The sequence below is a fragment of the Saccharopolyspora sp. NPDC050642 genome (assembly GCF_040654735.1).
Taxonomy (GTDB): domain Bacteria; phylum Actinomycetota; class Actinomycetes; order Mycobacteriales; family Pseudonocardiaceae; genus Saccharopolyspora; species Saccharopolyspora elongata.
Map to the genome: position 1 here is coordinate 183,553 of NZ_JBFAIN010000003.1, position 20,046 is coordinate 203,598.

At 71.0% G+C, this 20,046-nt stretch carries 14 protein-coding genes; 5 read left to right on the forward strand and 9 right to left on the reverse strand.

The features are described from left to right. Window positions 1-66: 66 nt before the first annotated feature. Both tnpB and AB0H93_RS07580 read right to left on the reverse strand, forming a co-directional pair. Window positions 67-1,449, reverse strand: coding sequence for an IS607 family element RNA-guided endonuclease TnpB (gene tnpB, locus AB0H93_RS07575; protein WP_358568992.1), 1,383 nt, complete (start codon window positions 1,447-1,449; stop codon window positions 67-69). Between the two features lie 135 nt (window positions 1,450-1,584). Next, window positions 1,585-2,523, reverse strand: coding sequence for an ornithine cyclodeaminase family protein (locus AB0H93_RS07580; protein WP_358569509.1), 939 nt, complete (start codon window positions 2,521-2,523; stop codon window positions 1,585-1,587). A gap of 219 nt (window positions 2,524-2,742) precedes the next feature. Between AB0H93_RS07580 and AB0H93_RS07585 the strand changes: the two genes are divergently transcribed. The 5 genes from AB0H93_RS07585 (at window position 2,743) to AB0H93_RS07605 (ending at window position 10,180) form a co-directional block, all read left to right on the forward strand. Continuing rightward, window positions 2,743-4,326 carry an aldehyde dehydrogenase family protein gene (locus tag AB0H93_RS07585; protein WP_358568995.1) on the forward strand — a complete coding sequence of 528 codons (1,584 nt, stop codon included), beginning with the start codon at window positions 2,743-2,745 and terminating at the stop codon, window positions 4,324-4,326. After that, a complete protein-coding gene (locus tag AB0H93_RS07590) occupies window positions 4,326-5,471 on the forward strand; it encodes an FAD-binding oxidoreductase (protein WP_358568998.1) in 1,146 nt (381 codons plus the stop codon). The genes AB0H93_RS07585 and AB0H93_RS07590 overlap by 1 nt, the downstream gene beginning before the upstream one ends. Before the next feature lie 248 nt (window positions 5,472-5,719). Beyond that, window positions 5,720-6,877: a Glu/Leu/Phe/Val dehydrogenase dimerization domain-containing protein gene (locus AB0H93_RS07595; protein ID WP_358569001.1), complete on the forward strand. Its 1,158-nt coding sequence runs from the start codon at window positions 5,720-5,722 to the stop codon at window positions 6,875-6,877. Window positions 6,878-7,024: 147 nt separating this feature from the next. After that, the gene (locus AB0H93_RS07600; RefSeq protein ID WP_358569003.1) at window positions 7,025-7,951 is read left to right on the forward strand and encodes a LysR family transcriptional regulator; all 927 of its coding nucleotides are present in this window, start codon (window positions 7,025-7,027) and stop codon (window positions 7,949-7,951) included. A 45-nt stretch (window positions 7,952-7,996) separates the two neighbouring features. Then, entirely contained in the window at window positions 7,997-10,180 is a 2,184-nt protein-coding gene (locus AB0H93_RS07605) for a thiamine pyrophosphate-dependent enzyme (RefSeq protein ID WP_358569006.1), read from the forward strand. Between the two features lie 399 nt (window positions 10,181-10,579). On the opposite strand, the gene AB0H93_RS07610 is transcribed toward AB0H93_RS07605, so the two are convergent. The 7 genes from AB0H93_RS07610 to ahcY form a co-directional block, all read right to left on the reverse strand. Next, window positions 10,580-11,980, reverse strand: a complete 1,401-nt coding sequence (locus tag AB0H93_RS07610; RefSeq protein ID WP_358569008.1) for an FAD-linked oxidase C-terminal domain-containing protein — start codon at window positions 11,978-11,980, stop codon at window positions 10,580-10,582. Window positions 11,981-12,047: 67 nt separating this feature from the next. Beyond that, window positions 12,048-12,848: an MBL fold metallo-hydrolase gene (locus tag AB0H93_RS07615; RefSeq protein ID WP_358569011.1), complete on the reverse strand. Its 801-nt coding sequence runs from the start codon at window positions 12,846-12,848 to the stop codon at window positions 12,048-12,050. Between the two features lie 252 nt (window positions 12,849-13,100). Beyond that, on the reverse strand, window positions 13,101-14,081 hold the full coding sequence (locus tag AB0H93_RS07620; RefSeq protein WP_358569014.1) for a phosphatidylinositol-specific phospholipase C: 981 nt from the start codon (window positions 14,079-14,081) through the stop codon (window positions 13,101-13,103). Between the two features lie 72 nt (window positions 14,082-14,153). Next, window positions 14,154-15,611 (reverse strand): carboxylesterase family protein, encoded by a 1,458-nt coding sequence (locus AB0H93_RS07625; RefSeq protein WP_358569017.1) that lies wholly within the window; start codon window positions 15,609-15,611, stop codon window positions 14,154-14,156. Window positions 15,612-15,655: 44 nt separating this feature from the next. Continuing rightward, window positions 15,656-16,978 carry a wax ester/triacylglycerol synthase family O-acyltransferase gene (locus AB0H93_RS07630; protein ID WP_358569020.1) on the reverse strand — a complete coding sequence of 441 codons (1,323 nt, stop codon included), beginning with the start codon at window positions 16,976-16,978 and terminating at the stop codon, window positions 15,656-15,658. Window positions 16,979-17,651: 673 nt separating this feature from the next. Further along, window positions 17,652-18,545: a methylenetetrahydrofolate reductase gene (locus AB0H93_RS07635; RefSeq protein ID WP_358569023.1), complete on the reverse strand. Its 894-nt coding sequence runs from the start codon at window positions 18,543-18,545 to the stop codon at window positions 17,652-17,654. A gap of 31 nt (window positions 18,546-18,576) precedes the next feature. Continuing rightward, entirely contained in the window at window positions 18,577-20,037 is a 1,461-nt protein-coding gene (gene ahcY, locus AB0H93_RS07640) for an adenosylhomocysteinase (protein ID WP_358569026.1), read from the reverse strand. Between the last annotated feature and the right edge of the window lie 9 nt (window positions 20,038-20,046).

The window sequence follows — 20,046 nt, forward strand, 5'->3', positions numbered from 1 at the left end:
GTTTCGCGGTGGCTGCAGACCAGGAGGCCGAGGAAGACAACTGTCTCTCGCACCGAGTACCTCCGTTCACGAAGCGTGTGAAAGCGTGTCGTGAGCCGACGCCTTGCGGTGCCGGCGTTGGCCCGTGCCCTTCGGCGCGAGTCTTCCCGTGGCGATACCCGCTGCCCGCGTACTGCGGGTCTTGTGTGGGTTTCCATCGGGCTCGTTTATCGTCGCCCCGCAACTCGGGGAGGACGTCGTGGCCTCAGCGAGCTTGGCGAGGTTGTGGGCCGCGTTGAGGTCACGATCCATGCTCATCCCGCAGGAAGAGCAGGTGAAAACACGGTCGGACAGGCGCAGCTTGGCTTTCACCACGCCACAATCCGAACACGTCTTAGAGCTGGGATACCACCGGTCCGCGACGTGCACACGCACCCCGGCCCAGGAGGCTTTGTACTCGACCTGCCGTCGGAGTTCGGCCATGCCAGCATCCATTATGTGCCGCACCAAGCGGCGGTTTTTCGTCATGCCCGCCACGTTGAGATCTTCCAACACGATCGCTCCGAAAGTCCGCACAAGCCGGGTGGTGAGCTTGTGCAGTCCGTCACGGCGCGCGTTGGCCACCATGGTGTGAAGCCTGACGATGCGGGCTTGAGTCTTCCGCCAACGATTCGACGGCTTCTGCCCGGTACGCCGGTCCGGGCCTTGACGTCGCGAAGCCTGACGCTGCAACCGTCGCAACTCGCGTTGTGCCACTTCGAGGTGCTTCGGATTGGCGATCACCTCGCCGGTCGACAGCACGGCGAGGGACTTGATCCCGAGATCTACCCCCACCGCTACATCGGGCTGGGCAGAGGCGGGATCGTCGCGGGTGATCTCCACCGAGAACGACACAAACCAGCGCCCCGCCCGAAACGACACCGTCGCCGACCGGATCCGCGCCCTCCCATGCTCCATATGACGAGCGAGCTTGCGAGTGGACTCGTGCGTACGCACCACCCCGATGCGAGGCAGCTTCACATGGCGCCGGTCGCGGTCGAGACCGAAGCTGCCAGTGGTGAACCGGCACGACAACCCAGCTCGTTTGCCCTTGAACCTCGGGAACCCGACCTTGCGGCCCTTGCGTCGACCCTTGTTCGAGTCGTCCCAGCTCTTCAGCGCGGCCGCCAGATTGGCCAAGCCAGACGAGTACGCCTCCTTCGAATTTTCCTGCCACCACGGCGCAACCGTGTCCTTGGCCAGGTTCCAGTCCTTGCGCAAGTTGTAGGCCGACCAGCTCACAGACGGCGTCAACTCATCCCCGTCCAGGCCGTACGATGCCTCGGCTTTCCGCTGATCGCGGTTGGCCTTGATACGGCCCAGCCCCCAGTTGAACGCGAACCGCTGCGCACCACAATGCGACCGCAACGCCGACTCCTGGTCAGGGTTCGGGTCCAGCGCGAACCGGTACGCCTGCAACACCGTGCTCATCACTGGGAACAGTACCGGCGGGCACCGACAAACCCCACGATCTACCAAACCATCACATCCCCCCACACATTGACGCATTCCACCGAACAGTCCACCGCCACCCTTCGTCTTTCCCGCGACGAGCCGGGATTCCCTTCAGAGGGAGCCGAGCACGGCGTGGGCCGCGGCGGCGTCCTGCACGCCCAGGCCGACGCTGTTGTAGAACACCACCTCCCCCGCGCTGACGCGCCCCGGGGCTTCGCCCAGCAGCACCGCGCCGAGCGCTCGCAGCTGCGCGCGCTCGATGTCGCCGCGCTCCAAGGCGCGCACGATCGGTCCCGCGTGCGTCGCGGCCGTGCCGACTTCGTCGACCACGACCGCTCCGGCGCGCCGGATCAGCTCCGCGTCCACCTCGCACCGGTGGTGCTCGAAGCTGCCGACGCTGATCACCGTCGCTCCCGCCGCGACCGCGGCGGTCGGGACGACGGGTTCCGCGCTGAGCGTGCAGGCCACGACCAGCGGCGCTTCGCGGACCGCTTCCCCGGCGCTCGCCACGGCTCGCACCGCGATACCCAGCTCGGCCGCCAGTTCCTCGGCCGCGGCCTCGCGGCGCGCCGCGTCGCGGCTGTAGATCCGGAGTTCGCGCAGCTCGCGCACGCGCGCGATCGCGCGGGCGTGCGCCCTCGCCTGCACTCCGGAGCCGAGAATCGCGAGTTCGTCGGCGTCGGGCACCGCGAGCGCGTCGGCGGCGACGGCGCTGCCCGCGGCCGTGCGGATCTCGGTGAGCGCGGTGGCCTGCATGGTCGCCACCGGTCGGCCGGTGGTCGCGTCCAGGACCAGCACCGTCGCCGAGATCGCGGGCAGGCCCCGGTCGGCGTTGCCGGGGTGGACCGCGACCAGCTTGCTGACGGCTCCGTGCCTCGGCGACAGGCGGCTGAGGTAGCACAGCGTCGTGTCGTCGCCCGTTCGGATGGCGACCTTCTCAGCGAGCTGCGCCTCGCCGCGACCGAGCGATTCGAACGCCAGCCGCTGCGAGGCGATGGCGGTGTCCAGGTCCAGCGCCGCGGCCACGTCGGCGTCGCTCCACACGTCCATGCGCGGCACGCTGCCACACCTCCGGCCGCAGCGGTAGAGATCGACATCTCGGCGCGTGGAGATCATCGCGAGCAGAAGCCGTGCTATCGCTCAGGGGGAGAAGAAATCACTCTTCTGATTCTCCGCGAAGACGCCTCCGGGGATTTACGGTGATCCCGACGGCGGAGGTGTCCCGCGGCACACCTCCGCGCGAGTACCCCAACGAGCTGGAAGAGGTGCATGTCGGTGCAGTCGACGTTGAGCTCCGTGATCGGTCCGGACGCCCCCGCCCGGGTCGACGGCGGAGGCGAGTACCTCTCCCGCAACCCGGCGAACCTGGAGGACGTCGTCGCCGAGGTCTCCCTCGGCGGACCCGAGACGCTGCTGGCCGCGACCGAGCAGGCGCAGCGGGCGCAGCGCGAGTGGGCGCAGGTGCCCGCGCCGGTGCGCGGCCGGGTGGTGGCCGGGCTGGGCCGGCTGGTCGAGGCGAACAAGGAGTCGCTGGCGCGGCTGGTGACCCGGGAGATCGGCAAGCCCTACGCCGAGGCGCTCGGCGAGGTGCAGGAGATCATCGACACCTGCGACTTCTTCCTCGGCGAGGGCCGCAGGCTCTACGGGCAGACCGTGCCCTCGGAGATGCCGGACAAGCAGCTGTTCACCTTCCGCGTGCCGGTGGGCGTAGCGGTGGTGATCACCGCGGGCAACTTCCCGGTCGCGGTGCCGTCCTGGTACATGGTTCCCGCGCTGCTGTGCGGCAACGCCGTGGTGTGGAAGCCCGCCGAGTACGCCGCGGGCGCCGCGCGGGCACTGGCCGAGCTGGCCTGGCGCGCCGGGGTGCCCAAGGGCGTGCTCAACCTCGTCTACACCGACGGCGAGGCGACCTTCAAGGGCCTGGAGTCCGCGCTGGATGCGGGCACCGTCAACAAGGTCGGCTTCACCGGTTCCAGCGCGGTCGGCGCGCGGGTCGGCGAGCTGTGCGGCCGCTACCTGCAGAGCCCGTGCCTGGAGCTGGGCGGCAAGAACCCGATGATCGTGACCCCGGACGCGGAGCTCGACCTGGCTGTGGAGGGTGCGCTGTTCTCCGGGTGGGGCACCGCCGGGCAGCGCTGCACCTCGCTGGGCAACCTGATCGTGCACCGCGACGTGCACGACGAGTTCGTCGGGCGGCTGGACGCGGCGCTGCGCGCGGCCACCATCGGCGACCCGGCGGGCGACGTGCTCTACGGCCCGCTGCTGGACCAGAAGTTCGCCGACAACTTCGAGTCCATCCTGGACAACATCGCCGAGCACCACACCGTGCTCGGTTCGGAGTCGGTCGGCCGGATCACCGACTCGGCGCCGCGCAAGGGATTCCGGGGCGATCCGTCGACCGGGCTGTACTACCACCCGGTGCTGCTGGACGGGCTGCGGCCGGACGACCACGTGTTCCGCAACGAGACCTTCGGCCCGATCGTCGGCGTCACCACCTACGACACGCTGGACGAGGCCATCGAGCTGGGCAACGCCCCGGGCTACGGGCTGTCCGCGGCGATCTACACCACCGACCCGGCCACCGCGTTCCGGTTCCGGGAGGGCATCGGCGCGGGCATGGTCAGCGTGAACAACTCGACCTCCGGCGCGGAGGCGCACCTGCCCTTCGGCGGCAACGGCAAGTCCGGCAACGGCAGCCGCCAGTCCGGCGTCTGGGTGCTCGACCAGTTCACCCGCTGGCAGTCTCTGAACTGGGACTTCTCCGGCAAGCTGCAGAAGGCGCAGATGGACGTCGACACCGTCGAGCCGGAGCTGGACTTCCGGCTGCCACCGGAACTCGGCGGTGCGCGGTGATGCTGCCGCACCGGGCCGAGGTCGTCGTGATCGGCGGCGGGGTGGTGGGCGTCAGCACCGCCTTCCACCTCGCCGAGGCCGGCGTGGACGTGCTGCTGCTGGAGCGGGACGAGCTCGGCGCGGGTAGCACCAGCAAGGCCGCCGGCGGCGTGCGGGCGCAGTTCTCCGACCCGGTCAACATCGAGCTCGGGCAGCGCAGCCTGCGGGCGTTCGAGGACTTCGCGCGGCGGCCCGGCGGCGAGATCGACCTCAAGCAGCACGGCTACCTGTTCCTGCTGTCCGATCACGCGGACGTCGCGGCCTTCGAGCGCGGCGTGCGGCTGCAGAACGAGTTCGGCGTGCCCAGCCGGATGCTGACCGTCCGGGAGGCCTGCGAGCTCTCCCCGTACGTCGTGCCGGACGGGCTGCGCGCGGCGGCCTTCTCCCCCACCGACGGGCACTGCACGCCCGAGGCGGTGGTGCAGGGGTACGCGCAGGGCGCCCGGCACCACGGCGCGCTGCTGCGGCGGAACTGCCCGGTCACCGGCATCGAGGTCAGCCGCGGCGAGATAACCGCGGTGCACACCGACTTCGGCTCCGTCGAAACGTCCACAGTGGTCTGCGCGGCGGGCGCCTGGTCGGCGGCCGTCGGCGAGTTCGCCGGCGTCGAGCTGCCCGTTCGCCCGCTGCGCCGGCAGATCCTGGTCACCGAGCCGGTGCCGGGCCTGCCGCCGCGGCTGCCGTTCACCATCGACTTCGGCACCAGCTTCTACTTCCACGACGAGGGTCCGGGCCTGCTCATCGGCATGTCCGACCCCGACGAGGAGTACGGCTTCCGGCTCAACACCGACGACCGCTGGCTCGGACGGCTCGCCGACGCGGTGGCGCGGCGCGCGCCGCGGCTGGCCGACATCGGCGTGGCGCACGGCTGGGCCGGACTCTACGAGATGACGCCCGACCACAACGCGCTGATCGGTGAGGCGGCGGGAGCGAGCCGGTTCCTGTACGCCACCGGCTTCTCCGGCCACGGCTTCCTGCAGGGGCCGGCGATCGGCGAGGTGATGCGCGACCTCGTGCTCGGCCGCCGGCCGGTCGTCGACGTCTCCGGCCTCGACGCCCGCCGCTTCGCCGGGGCCGAGGTCCGCCCCGAGCACAACTGCGTCTGAAAGGCTGTTTTGGACTCTTTCTGCGTAGCGGTGCAGGTAGCGGAACCTCAGGCGCCGTCTCGGTCCGGGATCCCCGACTCATGTATGTCCAATACACAGCGCTGGGGCTGTCCTCCCGAGACGACGCCTGAGAACCCGCGGCGGTGCCGGTTGTGAGGGTGGGCTAAGCGGCTTCGCCGCTTCAAAAACGAGAACTGAATCCCCCGATCCGGGCTGCGTGCGGCGCAGCCGACGAAGGAGCGCGAACCGTGCGTGATCTGTTGCAGGAGATCGACGAGTGGGGCCCGGAGAAGGTCGTGTGCGTCTCCGACGCGCGCACCGGCATGCGGGGCGTGCTGGTCATCGACAACACCGCCCGCGGCACCGGCAAGGGCGGCACCCGGATGAGCCCGACCGTCACCGTCGGCGAGGTCGCCCGGCTGGCCCGCGTGATGACCTGGAAGTGGGCCGCGGTCGACCTGTTCCACGGCGGCGCGAAGGCCGGCATCTTCGCCGACCCGGACTCGCCGGACAAGGAGCGGATCGTGCGGGCCTTCGCGCGGCGGCTGGCTGACCAGATCCCGGCCAGCTACGTCGCCGGGCTGGACATGGGGATGACCGAGCACGACGCGGCGATCATCCAGGACGAGCTCGGCGATCGCGGCGCGGCCGTCGGGGTGCCCGAATCGCTGGGCGGCGTGCCCTACGACCAGCTGGGCGTGACCGGCCACGGCGTCGCCGAGGCCGTGGACGCGGCGCTGGCCCGGCAGGGCCGCAGCGTGGCCGGCGCGCGGGTGGCGGTGCAGGGCTTCGGCGCCGTCGGGGCGGCAGCGGCGAAGCGGCTGCACGAGCTCGGCGCGCAACTGGTGGCGCTGTCCACGATCGACGGGTCGGTGCACGACCCGGACGGGCTCGACGTGCCGCGGTGGCTGGACGCCCGCGCCGAGTTCGGCGACGCGTGCGTGGCCAAGGCCTCGGCGCAGCAGCGGATTCCGCGCGGCGAGGAGCTGCTGGTGGACTGCGACGTGCTGATCCCGGCCGCCGGGCAGGACGTCATCGACGAAGCCGTCGCCGCCGGCATCCGGGCCGGGCTGGTCGTGGAGGGCGCGAACCTGCCGACCACGCCGGAGGCCCGCCGGCTGCTGGCCACCCGCGAGATCACCGTGGTGCCGGACTTCATCGCCAACGCCGGCGGCGCCATCGCGGCCGGTTTCGCGATGGATGCGCGGTATTCCGCGTTCCGGCCGGAGCCGACCGCGATCCTGCGGGCGGTCGCGGAGCGGACCCGCAGCAACACCGTGCTGGTGCTGGACACCGCGCAGTCCGACGGCGTGCTGCCGCACCAGGCGGCGCTGGACCTGGCGAAGCAGCGGGTGCGGACGGCGATGCAGCTGCGCGGCCGGTTGCCCAGCACCGCGACCGCGTGAGGGCCGCTTTGAACCTGAACCCACATCGCGTGGCTCCGCAATTTCCATTGAAATCGAACCTTCGATTTCAATGGAAATTGCGGTCGACGCCCGGGGCGAGCCGGCACCGGGTGCGCGGTCTGGAAGACGAGAGTTGAGGGGGCAGGCGTGCTCAACCCGATCCACCTGAGAACCCTGCAGGAATGCGTCCGCACCGGCTCGTTCGCCGAGGCCGGCAGGGTGCTCGGCTACACCGCATCGGCGGTGTCGCAGCAGATGGTGCTGCTGGAACGCGCGGTCGGCGCGCCGCTGTTCGAACGCTCCGCCCGCTCCGCCCGCAGCACCGCGTTGGCGGTCCGGCTCGCCGACCGCAGCCGCGACGCGCTCGGCGCGCTCGACTCGCTGGAACGCGAGGTGCGGGCGATGGTCGCCGGCGAGGAAGGCAGTCTGCGGCTGGCCAGCTTCGCCACCGCCAACGCGCGCGTGCTGCCCGACGTGCTGGCCGCCGTGGTCGCCGAGCGGCCCAGCGCCGAGGTGCAGCTCGACGAGGGCGAACCGGACGAAGTGCTCGGCGACGTGCTCGAAGGCGTCCTGGACGCGGCGGTGGTCTTCGAGTACGACCTCGATCCCCGGCAGTGGCCGATCGAGCTGTGCGTGGAGGAGCTGATGGCCGAACCGCTGCGGCTGGCGCTGCCCGAGACGCACCGGCTGGCCGGCGCCCCGGAGGTGGACCTGCGCGAGCTCGCCGACGACGCCTGGATCTGCACCCGGCAGGACACCGCGGGCGCGCGGGCGCTGGTGCGGCTGGCCGCCGCGGCCGGGTTCGTGCCGCGGATCACCTTCCGCAGCAACGACTACTCGGTGATCCGGGACCTGGTGGCCCGCGACCTCGGGGTCGCGGTGCTGCCCGGGCTGGCGATCCCCGACGACCACGTGCGCATCTCCCGGATCTCCGGCTGGCAGCCGCACCGCAGGGTGAAGGCCCTGTACCGGAAGCAGAACACCAACCCGCTGCTGCCGATCGCGCTGGAGTGCCTGGCCAAGTCCTGCGCCCAGGTGGCCAACGGCTGGCACGCGGAACCGCGCGAGCCGTGACCGCGACCCAACGCCCGACCCGCTCACTTGCAACACGGAGGATCGATGAGCGACAAGACCGAGCCCGTTGACGAGTTCTTCCGGGCCGCCGTGGCCGGTTGGTCCGCACGACCGTCCACCGGGTCGGGGCCGGGCGACGAGTTGCTCGAGCTGTTCGACTCGCAGGCCGGCAGCCGGCACCTGGACTTCCAGGCACGGCAACTGGGCTCCCAGGGCAAGGGCTTCTACAGCATCGGCTCGTCCGGGCACGAGTCCAACGCCGCGGTCGCCGCCGCTCTGCGGCCGACCGATCCGGCGCTGCTGCACTACCGCTCCGGTGGCTTCTACGTCCACCGCGGCGGGCAGGTGCCGGGGCAGCACCCGCTGCGCGACGTGCTGCTGGGCATCGTCGCCTCGGCCGACGAACCGATCTCCGCCGGGCGGCACAAGGTGTTCGGCAACGCCGAGCTGTCCGTCATCCCGCAGACCTCGACCATCGCCTCGCACCTGCCACGCGCGGTCGGCCTGGCGTTCTCCTTGGGACGGGCGGCGAAGCTGGGCGTCCCGACCGCGTGGCCGGCGGATTCGGTGGTGGTGTGCAGCTTCGGCGACGCCTCGGCGAACCACTCGACCGCGACCGGCGCGATCAACTCGGCGCTGCACTGCGCCTTCCAGGGCCTGCCGATGCCGCTGCTGCTGGTGTGCGAGGACAACGGCATCGGGATCAGCGTGCGCACCCCGCAGGGCTGGATCGAATCCACCTACGGCAACCGCGCCGGCCTGCGGTACTTCGCGGTCGACGGCGCCGATCCGGTGCGGTGCCTGGCGGTCGCTCGGGAGGCCGCCGACTGGGTTCGCGAGCACCGCGCCCCGGCATTCCTGCACCTGCGGACGGTGCGGTTGATGGGTCACGCCGGGTCCGACGTGGAATCCGGCTACCGGTCGCGCACCGAGATCACCACCGACTACCAGCGCGACCCGTTGCTCGGCACGGCGAAAGCGCTGGTGGACAACGGGATCCTGGAGCCAGGCGAGGTGCTCGCGCGATACGAGGACAAGCGGGCCGAGGTCGCGCGCATCGCGGAGGATGCGCTCGGCCGCCGCAAACTGGGCAGCGCCGCCGAGGTGATGGCGTCGATCTACCAGGACCGGCCCGACGTCATCGCGCGCCGGGCGGGCGAGGTCCCGCCGCGGCGCGCGGAGGTCTTCGCCGATCAACTGCCCGAAGCCGAGGGGCCGCTGACCCTGGCGCAGGCGATCAACCGGTCGCTGACCGAGGAGCTGGGCCGCGACCCGGGCGTCGTGGTCTTCGGCGAGGACGTCGCGCGCAAGGGCGGCGTGTACGGGGTGACGCGCGGGCTGCGCAAGAAGTTCGGCGGCACCAAGGTCTTCGACACGCTGCTGGACGAGCAGAGCATCCTGGGCACCGCACTCGGTGCGGGGCTCGCCGGGCTGCTGCCGATCCCCGAGATCCAGTACCTCGCGTACGTGCACAACGCGGCCGACCAGTTGCGCGGCGAGGGCAGCACGCTGAGCTTCTTCTCCAACGGCCAGTACAGGAACCCGATGGTCGTGCGCATCGCCGGCTACGGCTACCAGAAGGGCTTCGGCGGCCACTTCCACAACGACGACAGCGTCGCCGCGCTGCGCGACCTGCCGGGCGTCGTGGTCGCCTCGCCGTCGCGGCCCGACGACGCCGCCGCGATGCTGCGCACCTGCGTCGCCGCCGCGCACGAGGACGGCCGGGTGTGCGTGTTCCTGGAGCCCATCGCGCTGTACCACACGCGCGACCTGCACGAACCCGGCGACGGCGAGTGGCTGGCGCGGTACCCCGCGCCCGGTGAGCACCACGTGCCGATCGGGCGGGCCCGCGAGTACGGCGACGGCGACGACCTGACGCTGGTCAGCTTCGGCAACGGCGTGCCGATGAGCCTGCGCGTCGCGAAGCGGCTGCGGGAGCGCGGCATCGGGGTGCGGGTGCTGGACCTGCGCTGGCTGGCGCCGCTGCCGGTCGAGGACCTGCTGGCCGCGGCGCGCGCGACCGGCCGGGTGCTGGTGGTGGACGAAACCCGCCGCAGCGGCGGAGTTTCCGAGCCGGTGGTGACGGCGCTGGTCGACGATGGCTTCGCCGGGCCGATCGCCCGGGTCACCAGCGAGGACAGCTTCATCCCGCTCGGCGCGGCGGCCTACCACGTCCTGCTCGACGAGGACACCATCGAGACGGCGGCCCTGGAACTCGCGAAGCGCTGACGGCGCTCCGCTGCCCACGGGCCATGGGTGCATTGACGGCGACAAGGCTGCTCTGCACGCCGCTTTCGCGCGAAAACGCCGCCCGGCTCCCGGACTACGACTGTTCGAGGTCAGCGCGGAGGACGTGCTTGAGAGCCTTTCCCGTGGGGTTCCGGGGAATCGCCTCCCGGATGACCAGCTCGCGCCGCCGCCATCGGGAACGAGCGCACGCGAACCCGTTCGGAGTAGCAGTCCGTGATGGGGCGGGCGTTGGGTGGCGGTTTCGCGCGAATCCGGCGCCTCCCGGTGCCGAGGCACCGATCCGCGCAGCCTCCAAGCGCGGAGGGCGCCGCTTTTCCCGCAACAATTGGGAAACGGGCCTCACGCGGGTGTGTCCCCGATGTGCTCGCGCGCGGGCTCTCAGCTGTCCGGGTCGCCGAAGACCTTGCCTGGGTTGAAGATCCCGGCCGGGTCGAGGGCGTTCTTGACCGCGTGGTGCATGCCGATCACCGCCGGGCTGAGCTCCGCGTGCAGGCCCTTTCGCTTGAGCAGGCCCACGCCGTGCTCGCCGGTCACCGTGCCGCCCATCGCGATGGCGTCGGCGACGATGTCGTCGAAGGCCCGCTGCGCGCGCAGCCGCGATGCGTCGTCACCGGGCGGCGTGATGATCAGCGGATGCAGGTTGCCGTCGCCGGCGTGCGCGATGTTGGCGATCTGCGTGTCGTGCCGCTGCGCCGCCGCCTCGATGCGGCCCAGCATCTCCGGCACCTTCGCCCGCGGCACGCAGACGTCCTCGGTCAGCACCGGGCCGAGCCGCTCCAGCGCCGGATACGCCAGCCGGCGCGCGGCGAACAACGCATCCGCCTCGTGCTCGTCGGTGGAACGGGCGCTCCAGGTCGCGCCGGCCTCGTCGAAGCAGCGCAGCAGCCCGTCGACCTCCTGCTCCCCCGCCGCGCCCGGCGTGTCGGAACGACCGAGCAGCAGCACGTTCGCCTCGGCGCTGAGGCCCATGTTCTTCCACTCGTCGACGGCCTTAAGGCAGTGCTGGTCGAGCAGTTCCAGCGCCGACGGCACGATCCCGGCCGCGGCGACCGCGGCCACCGCTTCGCCCGCCGCCACGAGGGAATCGAAGTACCCGACCACGGTGCGCTCGGGAGCTCGCAGGCCGGGCAGCAGCTTGACGGTGATCTCGGTGATCACGCCGAGCGTGCCTTCCGAGCCGACGAACAGCCCGCACAGGTCGTAGCCGGCGACGCCCTTGGCGGTGCGCCGCCCCAGCCGCACCACCTCGCCGTTGCCGACGACGGCTTCCAGGCCCAGCACGTAGTCGCGGGTCACGCCGTACTTCACGCAGCACACGCCGCCCGCGTTGGTGGCGACGTTGCCGCCGATGGTCGACCACGGCGAGCTGGCCGGGTCCGGCGGGTACCAGGCGCCCTGCTCGCGGCAGGCGGCGCGCAGATCGTCGTTGACCACGCCGGGCTGCACCACGGCGAGCTGCTCGCGCGGGTTGATCTCCAGGATCTCGTTCATGCCCTCGAAGGAGATCAGCACGCAGCCGTCGATGGCGTTCGCGCCGCCCGACAGACCGGTCCCGGCGCCTCGCGGCACCACCGGGACGCCCAGCTCGGCGCAGATCCGCACCGCGGCGACGACATCATCGGTGCTGGTCGCGCGCACCACCGCCAGCGGTTCGCCGTGCGGGGCCCACTCGGCCTCGTCGTGGGCGAAGCGGGCGACGGAATCGGGGTCGGTCAGCAGCACCGGCTCGGGCAGTTCCGCGCGCAGCGCCGCGAGCGCCTTCTCCGCCGTGCCTGACATGCCGTCCTCCGTCCGCCGCGATACTTACTCACGTTAACCAACGCGGGCGTCCACCCCCGCAGTGAGGTCAGCGCGCCAGGGCGTCCAAGGTGAACTTCTCGGGGAAGGGCGAGCGCTCCACCGCCTGCTCCGCGGTGAGCTCCCCCTCGGCCACCGCCCGGCACAGCTCGGCCACGGTCGCCAGCTCGGCGCGCTGGTGCAGCACGAACTCCCGGTCCACCGGCTCGCCGTGCCCGGGCAGCACCACCGGCGCGTCCAGCGCGAGGATGCCGTCCAGCGCGGCGGGCCACCCCTGCGGGTACGCGTCACCGAACTGCGGCGGAGCGCCCTGCTCGACCAGATCGCCCGTGAACACGACACCCGCATCCGGCACGTGCACGACCAGGTCGTGGTCGGAGTGCGCCGGTCTGAAGTGGAGCAGCGCCACGTCGCGCCCGCCGAGGTCGAGCACCTGCCGGTCGCCGACCAGGTTGTCGGGCAACGCGATCCGCACCGCCTCGATGCGATCGGCGACCTCGTGCTCGCCCCGCTCGCGGTAGTTCCGAGCCCACTTCTCGCGCTGATCCGCCCCCGTGGCCACGAGCTGGGCGCGGCACCGGTCGTGCGCCCAGACCTGGCACGGCAGGAACGCCTCGGTGCCGAAGCTGTGGTCGAAGTGCGCGTGGGTCAGGACCACCGACCAGGGCAGCGGCGTGACCTCGCGGACCGCCGCGGCGAGCTCGGCACCCTGCCCGGCATCGCCGCCGGTGTCGATGACGAGGCAGCGCTCGCCGCCCACGACGAGGCCGACCGAGAGGTCCAGCTCCTCGTACCGACGAACCAGCACGCCATCGGCGACGTCGATCCAGCGTCCCAACTTCCCACTCACCTCGTACTCACCACAGTTCCCACGACGAACAGGGCCGGAAGCGCCTCCGCTGCCCCGAGCAGACCATCCGCCGCGATTCTCCCCCGCAGGCCGACCGGTGCTCCCCAAGGCCGGGCCGATGAACCCGGGCGTGCCCCGATTTCGCCTGAAATCGGAAACCCCGGAACCGCACCTCACCGAGGGGCCTCAGCGCCGGGACGTGGTTCGCCGGTGGCTCCCGATTTCGCCTGGAATCCGGACGGCCCCGTCCGGTCAGCGGTTGGCCGCGATGATGGCGTTCACCAGGTCCGCTCCCGGGAAGTCCATCATGATCACCCCGGTCCTCGGCAGGTCGTTGCCGTTGAGGTGCTCCAGTGCGTAGTCGTTGACGCCGCGGAAGCCGGACGCGCCGCAGGCGACCGCGTCCGGGAACGCCGCCGGGCTGGAACCGCTGGAGAAGTTCAGGAACATCCGGCCGGTGTCGGCGGCCGCCGTCTTGTCCAGGTGGTCGCGGACCTTGAACCACTTGTCGTCGATGTCGAACAGCGTCGGCACTTCGTAGGCGTCCTGGACGTACTCGCCCCAGGTGTCGTTGTTGAACTGGCCGAGCCCGCGCCCCTCGTAGAGCCCGCCACCCGCGCCCTGCAGGGTGGCCAGCACGATCTTGCCGCGCGCCTGCCCCAGCGTCGGCATGTCACCGCCCGCCGGGTCGAGCAGGTACCCGCCGTTGGGATCGTTGTCCCGGTACCAGTCGAGGATCTGCGCGGTGTCGAGCTGGCTGTTCTCGTCGGTGCACGAGGTCATCTCGCCGGTGCACTCGGCCTTCAGCCGCATGAGCACCGCTTCGCCGGGGTGCGCGGCCAGGAACTCGCCCGCCTCGCGCAGCACGTCGGAGAAGTTGGCGTTCTGGTAGAACGGCCCGTGGTGCAAGGTGAACAGGTCGTCGTAGCGCCGCACCCGGATGTCGATGGCCCGGATGCCCGACTGCAGCTGCACGCCCAGCGTTTCCGCGCTGTCGCCGTGGTTTTCCTGCGTCTGCGTCAAGGAACCGCCGTGCAGCGACAGGGTTTGGTGGGTGCCCGGGATCGACAGCTCCGCGAGGCTGGCGTCGTCCGGTAGGCCCGCCATCCAGTCCGGGTTCGAGGTCTCCGTGATGCTCTGGCAGTACGGCGCCGCGGCCGCGGTCCCCGGTAGGACCGCGACGGCCAGCGCCATCGTGAGGACCGCTGCCGCACGAGCCGATCTTCCGGGCATGCGCAAGAGAATCCCGTGCCTGCCGCGGCAACGGCCGGAATGGCGGGAAATCGCCATCCCGGCCGACGACGATCACGCCGGGAAGCGGTGCCGCCAGATCTCGCGGGACGGCTTGATCGGGTCGGCCACCACCGTCGGCGGCACGTTCCAGATCCGGGCCGAGCGGTCGGCGGCGGTGTAGGCGGGCCAGCCCGGGTCGCCGGTGGTGGCGAAGGAGACCCACGCCCCGCGCAGCTCGCCGGAGAGGCCCTCGAAGTCCGGCGGAACCGTGCCCTCGAACCACGCCGCGGTGAGCTCGCTTTCCGAGACGCCGAAGGTGAACGGCACGTCCAGCCCGTGGCAGGCGCCGAGCGCACCGCCGAGCCCCGGGACGGGCCAGGAGAACTCGTACAGGTAGCTCCGCCCTCCGCCAGCGGCGTGGCCCTCGGCGAGCCACGTCGACGGCATGCGGAACAGCTGGTCGCTGAGCATCACGGTGTACAGTTCCGCGTCGTCGACGCCCGGGTACCCGGCGCGGTACTCGTCGACCACCGACGGCGCCAGCCGCAAGCCCTGCGCCATCGCGGCCGGGTCCTTGGCCTCCGCGGGGAGCCCGACCGTGAACATCTTGGTCTCGTCGGTGTTGTAGCCGCTGATCAGGTCCACGCCGCGGGCCGCACCGGAGCGCAGCGCCTCCCACGGCAGCTCCGACAGCACCTCCCCGTCCAGGACCACCGCGTACGCCGTGGAGTTCGTCCAGGCCGCGCGGTCGGCGTTCATCTCCTGCATCACCGGGGACTGGGCCGCGTGGATCGCCTCGGACGGCACCGAGCCCAGCGCCTCGGCGGTGGCCGGCACGTCCAGCCGGCCGGCGATCAGCTCGCCGATCTTGCGGGCCTCGTCCTCGTCGGAGTAGAGGTTGCCCAGGCTCTGCGCGATGGCGCGGTGAAAGAGGCCCTGCCCGGCCGAACCGGCGATCAGCGCCGCCACCGAGGTCGCCCCGGCCGACTCGCCGAAGATCGTCACGTTGCCCGGATCGCCGCCGAACGCCGCGATGTTCTCCCGCACCCAGCGCAACGCCGCGAGCTGGTCCAGGATGCCGCGGTTCGCCGGAGCATCAGCGACCCAGCCGAAGCCCTCGTAGCCCACCCGGTAGTTCACCGTCACCACGACCACGCCGTCGCTCGCCAGCCGCGCCGCGTCGTACGCCGGGCTGTCGGTCGCGCCGCCCAGGAACGCGCCGCCGTGGATCCAGACCATCACCGGCAACCCGCCGCCGAGGTCCGGGGTCCAGACGTTCAGGCTGAGGGAATCGGTGCCGTCACCGGGATTCCACAGCGGCGGCACGCCCGGCATGATCGCGGGCTGCGGCACCGATGCGCTGAACGCCGAGGCGTCGCGCACGCCGTCCCAGCGCTCGGGCGCGACCGGAGCCTGGAACCGGCGCGGGCCGTCCAGCGGCGCCGCGTACGGGATTCCCTTGAACGCACTGATCTCACCATTGACGGTGCCGCGCACCGCTCCGTGCTCGGTCCGCACCACAAGATCCATACCACCATATAACCAGGAAAACCGCGGCGGCGCGGGCGAACCGGTCATGACAGGTCGCCGAGTTCGGCAACCGCGAGCGGCAGCGCGCCGCTGAACTTCTCCAGGTCCGGCAGCGCGGCGCGGTTGGCGTGCACGCCGACGTGCACGGTGCCGCGGTACTGCGAAACCGCGATGGCCAGCGCCTGCCCTGCCGCCAGCGGTGCCACCGGGTACAGCTCCGCCAACGCCGCCCCGCCCAGGGTCGCCGGGAAGTCCGGCAGCGGCACGTTGGTGATCACGGTGTCGAACAGCAGCGCAGCGCTCTGCCCGGCCAGCGGGGCGGCCACCTGGTGCACGATCTGCGGCACTCGCCCGGCCAGCACCGGGAACGCGCCCGGCCCGCGCAGCGGACCCGCGCTCTTGTTGCGCCTCATCGCGGCCCGGATCGCCTGCAGCCTCGCCACCGGATCCGGCTCGTCCACCGGCAGATCGCACAGGTAGCCGGAGAGCCGGTTGTTCCCGCTCACGTCGTCGCCGCGCCGGCGGCAGACCGGGATCAGCGCCCGCACCGGCAGCTCGCCGACCGGATGCCCGCGCGTGGCCAGCCACCGGCGGAACGCCCCGGCGAGCACCGCGAGCACCACGTCGTTGGTGGTGCCGCCGTGCTTCGCGCGGATGCGCCGCAGGTCGGCGAGGTCGATCGGGACCAGCGCAACCCGCCGCGCCGTCGAGGACGAGGCGCGCAACGGCGAATCCGGGACCGGCACCCGCATGTTGCGCACCACCGACGAGGCGATGCCCAGCGTCTCGCCGGATTTCGACAGGGTTCCGCGCACCGCCCCGATCAGCTTCCGCGGGCGCCGGAGGAGCTGCAGCGGACCGCCGACGGGGCAGGCCGGTTCCTGCTCGGCGGGCGCGAAGCCGTCCAGCAGCGCCAGGCCCGTTTCGACGGCCTCGCGGCCATCGGCCAGGGCGTGGTGGAACTTCACCAGCACCGCGAACCGGTCCCCGTCCAGGCCGGTGATCAGGTGCAGTTCCCACAGCGGACGGCGCCGGTCCAGCGGATCCGCGAGGAGCTCCGCGACCAGCCCGGCCAGCTCCGCCCGCCCGCCGGGGGTGGGCAGCTGGTGGCTGTGCACGTGTCCGGACGCGTCGAATTCCGGGGCTTCCGCCCAGTGGGCCTGGCCGGGCAGCCAGGACTGGCCGATCCGCAGCCGCAGCCGCGCGATCCGCTGCGCCCGCTCCGCGAGCAGCGCCAGCAAGCGCAACCGGTCCGCCGGCTCCGGCGGCCGGAACACCGCGACCGCGCCGAGGTGCATCGGCGCGGTTTCCTGCTCCAGGCAGAGGAACGCCCAGTCCAGCGCGCTGACCTCGCTCGTCGTCATCATCGCCGCACCTCACCGCGCAATTCGAGAAGTCGTTTCCGCGAACCATTCGAACTCGGCAGATCGACCGGCCGGGTTACCGAACCGTTTCCGTTCCCGAAACAGCGGGCGGCGAATCCACGAGATGAGCCGATCCGCGACAATTGATCTTTCGGAATTCGTGGAGAAGATTCGCCCTCGAACGGTTCGGGACCGCGGCGCGAACACACCGGCGACAACGGCACTGACCTGCTCCTCCCCGTCCCGCAGACAGCACTCGACGAACCCCGATCCCGGCGTTTGCGACCCCCGCCCCGGGACACCGCTTCCAGCGCACCATTGCACTTCTGCCCGAATTGGACTGATCGATTTCCGGTCGCGGCCGAATTCGGCCGCGCGGACCGCGAATACGTCAACTCTAGCGAAGCGCGGGACCGGATCAAAAAGGAAGCCGCCGGGTCCGGTGCCCCGGCACCGCCGTTGATCGCTCCGCTGCGTGTCGAGTGCCCGCAGTCGGTCACCCGAATGCGGGCACGAAGACCGCGCGCGACGGCCGTCCGACGGGCTTCGATGACACCGCGCACCGGGGCGGCCCGGATGCGCGCCCCTGGGTCGTGACCGACCTCACCCGGAATCCCGCCCCGACGAGCAGAAACCCGCCGCCCCGGAGGGACGGCGGGTTTCGACGGCTCGGGCGTCAGGCGGCTTTCAGCACGCCGTCGGCCAGTCCGAGGTTGGCCACCACCTCGCGGGTGGCCTTGGCCCGGTTGAGGCTGTAGAAGTGCAGCGCCGGCACGCCTTCGGCGATCAGCTTCTCGCACAGCCGGGTGGTGATCTCCAGCCCGGCCGCCCGGAAGCCGGCCGCGTCGTCGCGCAACGGGTCCAGCGCCGCCGACACCTCGTCCGGGATCGTCATGTTGCTCAGCTGCGTGGTCATGCCCAGCACCCGCGGCGTGGTGATCGGCATGATCCCCGGCAGCAGCGGCTGGTCGCAGCCGTGCTGCGCCAGCCGGTCCCGCAGCCGCAGGAAGTACTCCGGCTCCAGGAACATCTGCGCCACCGAGAAGTCCGCCCCGGCCCGCAGCTTGTTGACCATGTGCCGGGTGTCGGACTCCAGGTCCACCGAGCGCGGGTGCAGGTGCGGGAACGCCGCGACGCCCACGCTGAAGTCACCGCACTCGCGCACCAGCCGCACGAGCTCGTCGGCGTAGGTGATGCCCTCCGGGTGCGGGACCCACCCGCCCATCGGGTCGCCCGGCGGGTCGCCGCGGATCGCCAGCACGTTGGTGATGCCCTCGGCCGCGTACGAGCCGATGACGTGCCGCAGTTCGGCGATCGAGTGGTTCACGCCGGTCAGGTGCGCCACCGGCACCAGGGTGGTGTCGCTGGCGATCCGGCCGGTGGTGCGCACGGTGCGGTCCCGGCTGGACCCGCCGGCACCGTAGGTCACCGACACGTACGCGGGGTCCAGCGGCTCCAGTTCCCGGATGGCCCGCCACAGCTGGCGTTCCTCCTCGTCGGTCTTCGCGGGGAAGAACTCCACCGAGAACACCGTCTTGCCGGGGCGCAGCCGGTCTATGACCCGAGTCATGGCCTGGTCTCCTTCTCAGCCGAGAAATCGATCAGTAGCGGTAGTGGTCGGGCTTGTACGGGCCGTTGACGTCGACGCCGATGTAGGCGGCCTGCTCCTTGGTGAGCTTGGTCAGCTTCACACCCAGCGCATCCAGGTGCAGGCGCGCGACCTTCTCGTCCAGGTGCTTCGGCAGGACGTAGACCTGCTTGTCGTACTCGCCCGGCTTGGTGAACAGCTCGATCTGCGCGATCGTCTGGTTGGTGAAGGAGTTCGACATCACGAAGCTGGGGTGACCGGTGGCGTTGCCCAGGTTCAGCAGGCGGCCCTCGGACAGCACGATGATCGAGTGCCCGTCCTCGAAGACGTACTCGTGGACCTGGGGCTTGATCTCCTGCTTGCGGATGCCCGGCACCTTCTCCAGGCCCGCCATGTCGATCTCGTTGTCGAAGTGACCGATGTTGCCCACGATCGCCTGGTGCTTCATCCGCGTCATGTGCTCGGCGGTGATGATGTTGAAGTTGCCGGTGGTGGTGACGAAGATGTCCGCGGTCTCCACGACGTCTTCGAGGGTGGCGACCTGGTAGCCGTCCATCGCCGCCTGCAGGGCGCAGATCGGGTCGACCTCGGTGACGATCACCCGGGCGCCCTGGCCGCGCAGCGATTCCGCCGAGCCCTTGCCGACGTCGCCGTAGCCGCAGACGACCGCGACCTTGCCGCCGATGAGCACGTCGGTGGCGCGGTTGATGCCGTCGACCAGGGAGTGGCGGCAGCCGTACTTGTTGTCGAACTTCGACTTGGTGACCGAGTCGTTGACGTTGATCGCGGGGAACAGCAGGTCCCCGGTCTTGGCCAGCTCGTACAGGCGGTGCACGCCGGTGGTGGTCTCCTCGGTGACGCCCTTGATCTCGCCGGCGATCTTGGTGAACCGCTGGCCATTCTGGGCGATGCTGGCGCGCAGGGTCTCCAGGATGACCTTGTACTCCTCCGGGTCGTCCTCGCCCGCGTTCGGCACCACACCGGCCGCCTCGAACTCGACGCCCTTGTGCACCAGCAACGTGGCGTCGCCACCGTCGTCGAGGATCATGTTCGGGCCCTGACCGTCACCGAACTGGAACAACTGGTCGGTGCACCACCAGTACTCCTCCAGCGACTCGCCCTTCCACGCGAACACTGGCACACCCTCGGGCTTCTCTGGAGTGCCGTTCGGGCCGACGACGATCGCGGCCGCAGCCTCGTCCTGCGTCGAGAAGATGTTGCACGACACCCACCGGACCTCCGCGCCCAACGCGACCAAGGTCTCGATCAACACAGCCGTCTGCACCGTCATGTGCAACGAACCCGCCACCCGCGCACCCTTCAACGGCTGCGAATCCGCGTACTCCTCGCGAGTCGCCATCAGGCCCGGCATCTCGTGCTCGGCCAACCGGATCTGATGCCGCCCGGCCTCGGCCAACGACAAATCCCGGACAGCGAACTCAAGGCCATTGACCTTCTGCAACTTGACGCTCATGGTTTCCCT

Coding starts and splice junctions, on each gene's coding strand:
- tnpB (WP_358568992.1), bottom strand. CDS start 1,449: ATGAGCACGGTGTTGCAGGCGTACCGGTTCGCGCTGGACCCGAACCCT.
- AB0H93_RS07580 (WP_358569509.1), bottom strand. CDS start 2,523: ATGGACGTGTGGAGCGACGCCGACGTGGCCGCGGCGCTGGACCTGGAC.
- AB0H93_RS07585 (WP_358568995.1), top strand. CDS start 2,743: ATGTCGGTGCAGTCGACGTTGAGCTCCGTGATCGGTCCGGACGCCCCC.
- AB0H93_RS07590 (WP_358568998.1), top strand. CDS start 4,326: ATGCTGCCGCACCGGGCCGAGGTCGTCGTGATCGGCGGCGGGGTGGTG.
- AB0H93_RS07605 (WP_358569006.1), top strand. CDS start 7,997: ATGAGCGACAAGACCGAGCCCGTTGACGAGTTCTTCCGGGCCGCCGTG.
- AB0H93_RS07610 (WP_358569008.1), bottom strand. CDS start 11,980: ATGTCAGGCACGGCGGAGAAGGCGCTCGCGGCGCTGCGCGCGGAACTG.
- AB0H93_RS07620 (WP_358569014.1), bottom strand. CDS start 14,081: ATGCCCGGAAGATCGGCTCGTGCGGCAGCGGTCCTCACGATGGCGCTG.
- AB0H93_RS07625 (WP_358569017.1), bottom strand. CDS start 15,611: ATGGATCTTGTGGTGCGGACCGAGCACGGAGCGGTGCGCGGCACCGTC.
- AB0H93_RS07630 (WP_358569020.1), bottom strand. CDS start 16,978: ATGATGACGACGAGCGAGGTCAGCGCGCTGGACTGGGCGTTCCTCTGC.
- AB0H93_RS07635 (WP_358569023.1), bottom strand. CDS start 18,545: ATGACTCGGGTCATAGACCGGCTGCGCCCCGGCAAGACGGTGTTCTCG.
- ahcY (WP_358569026.1), bottom strand. CDS start 20,037: ATGAGCGTCAAGTTGCAGAAGGTCAATGGCCTTGAGTTCGCTGTCCGG.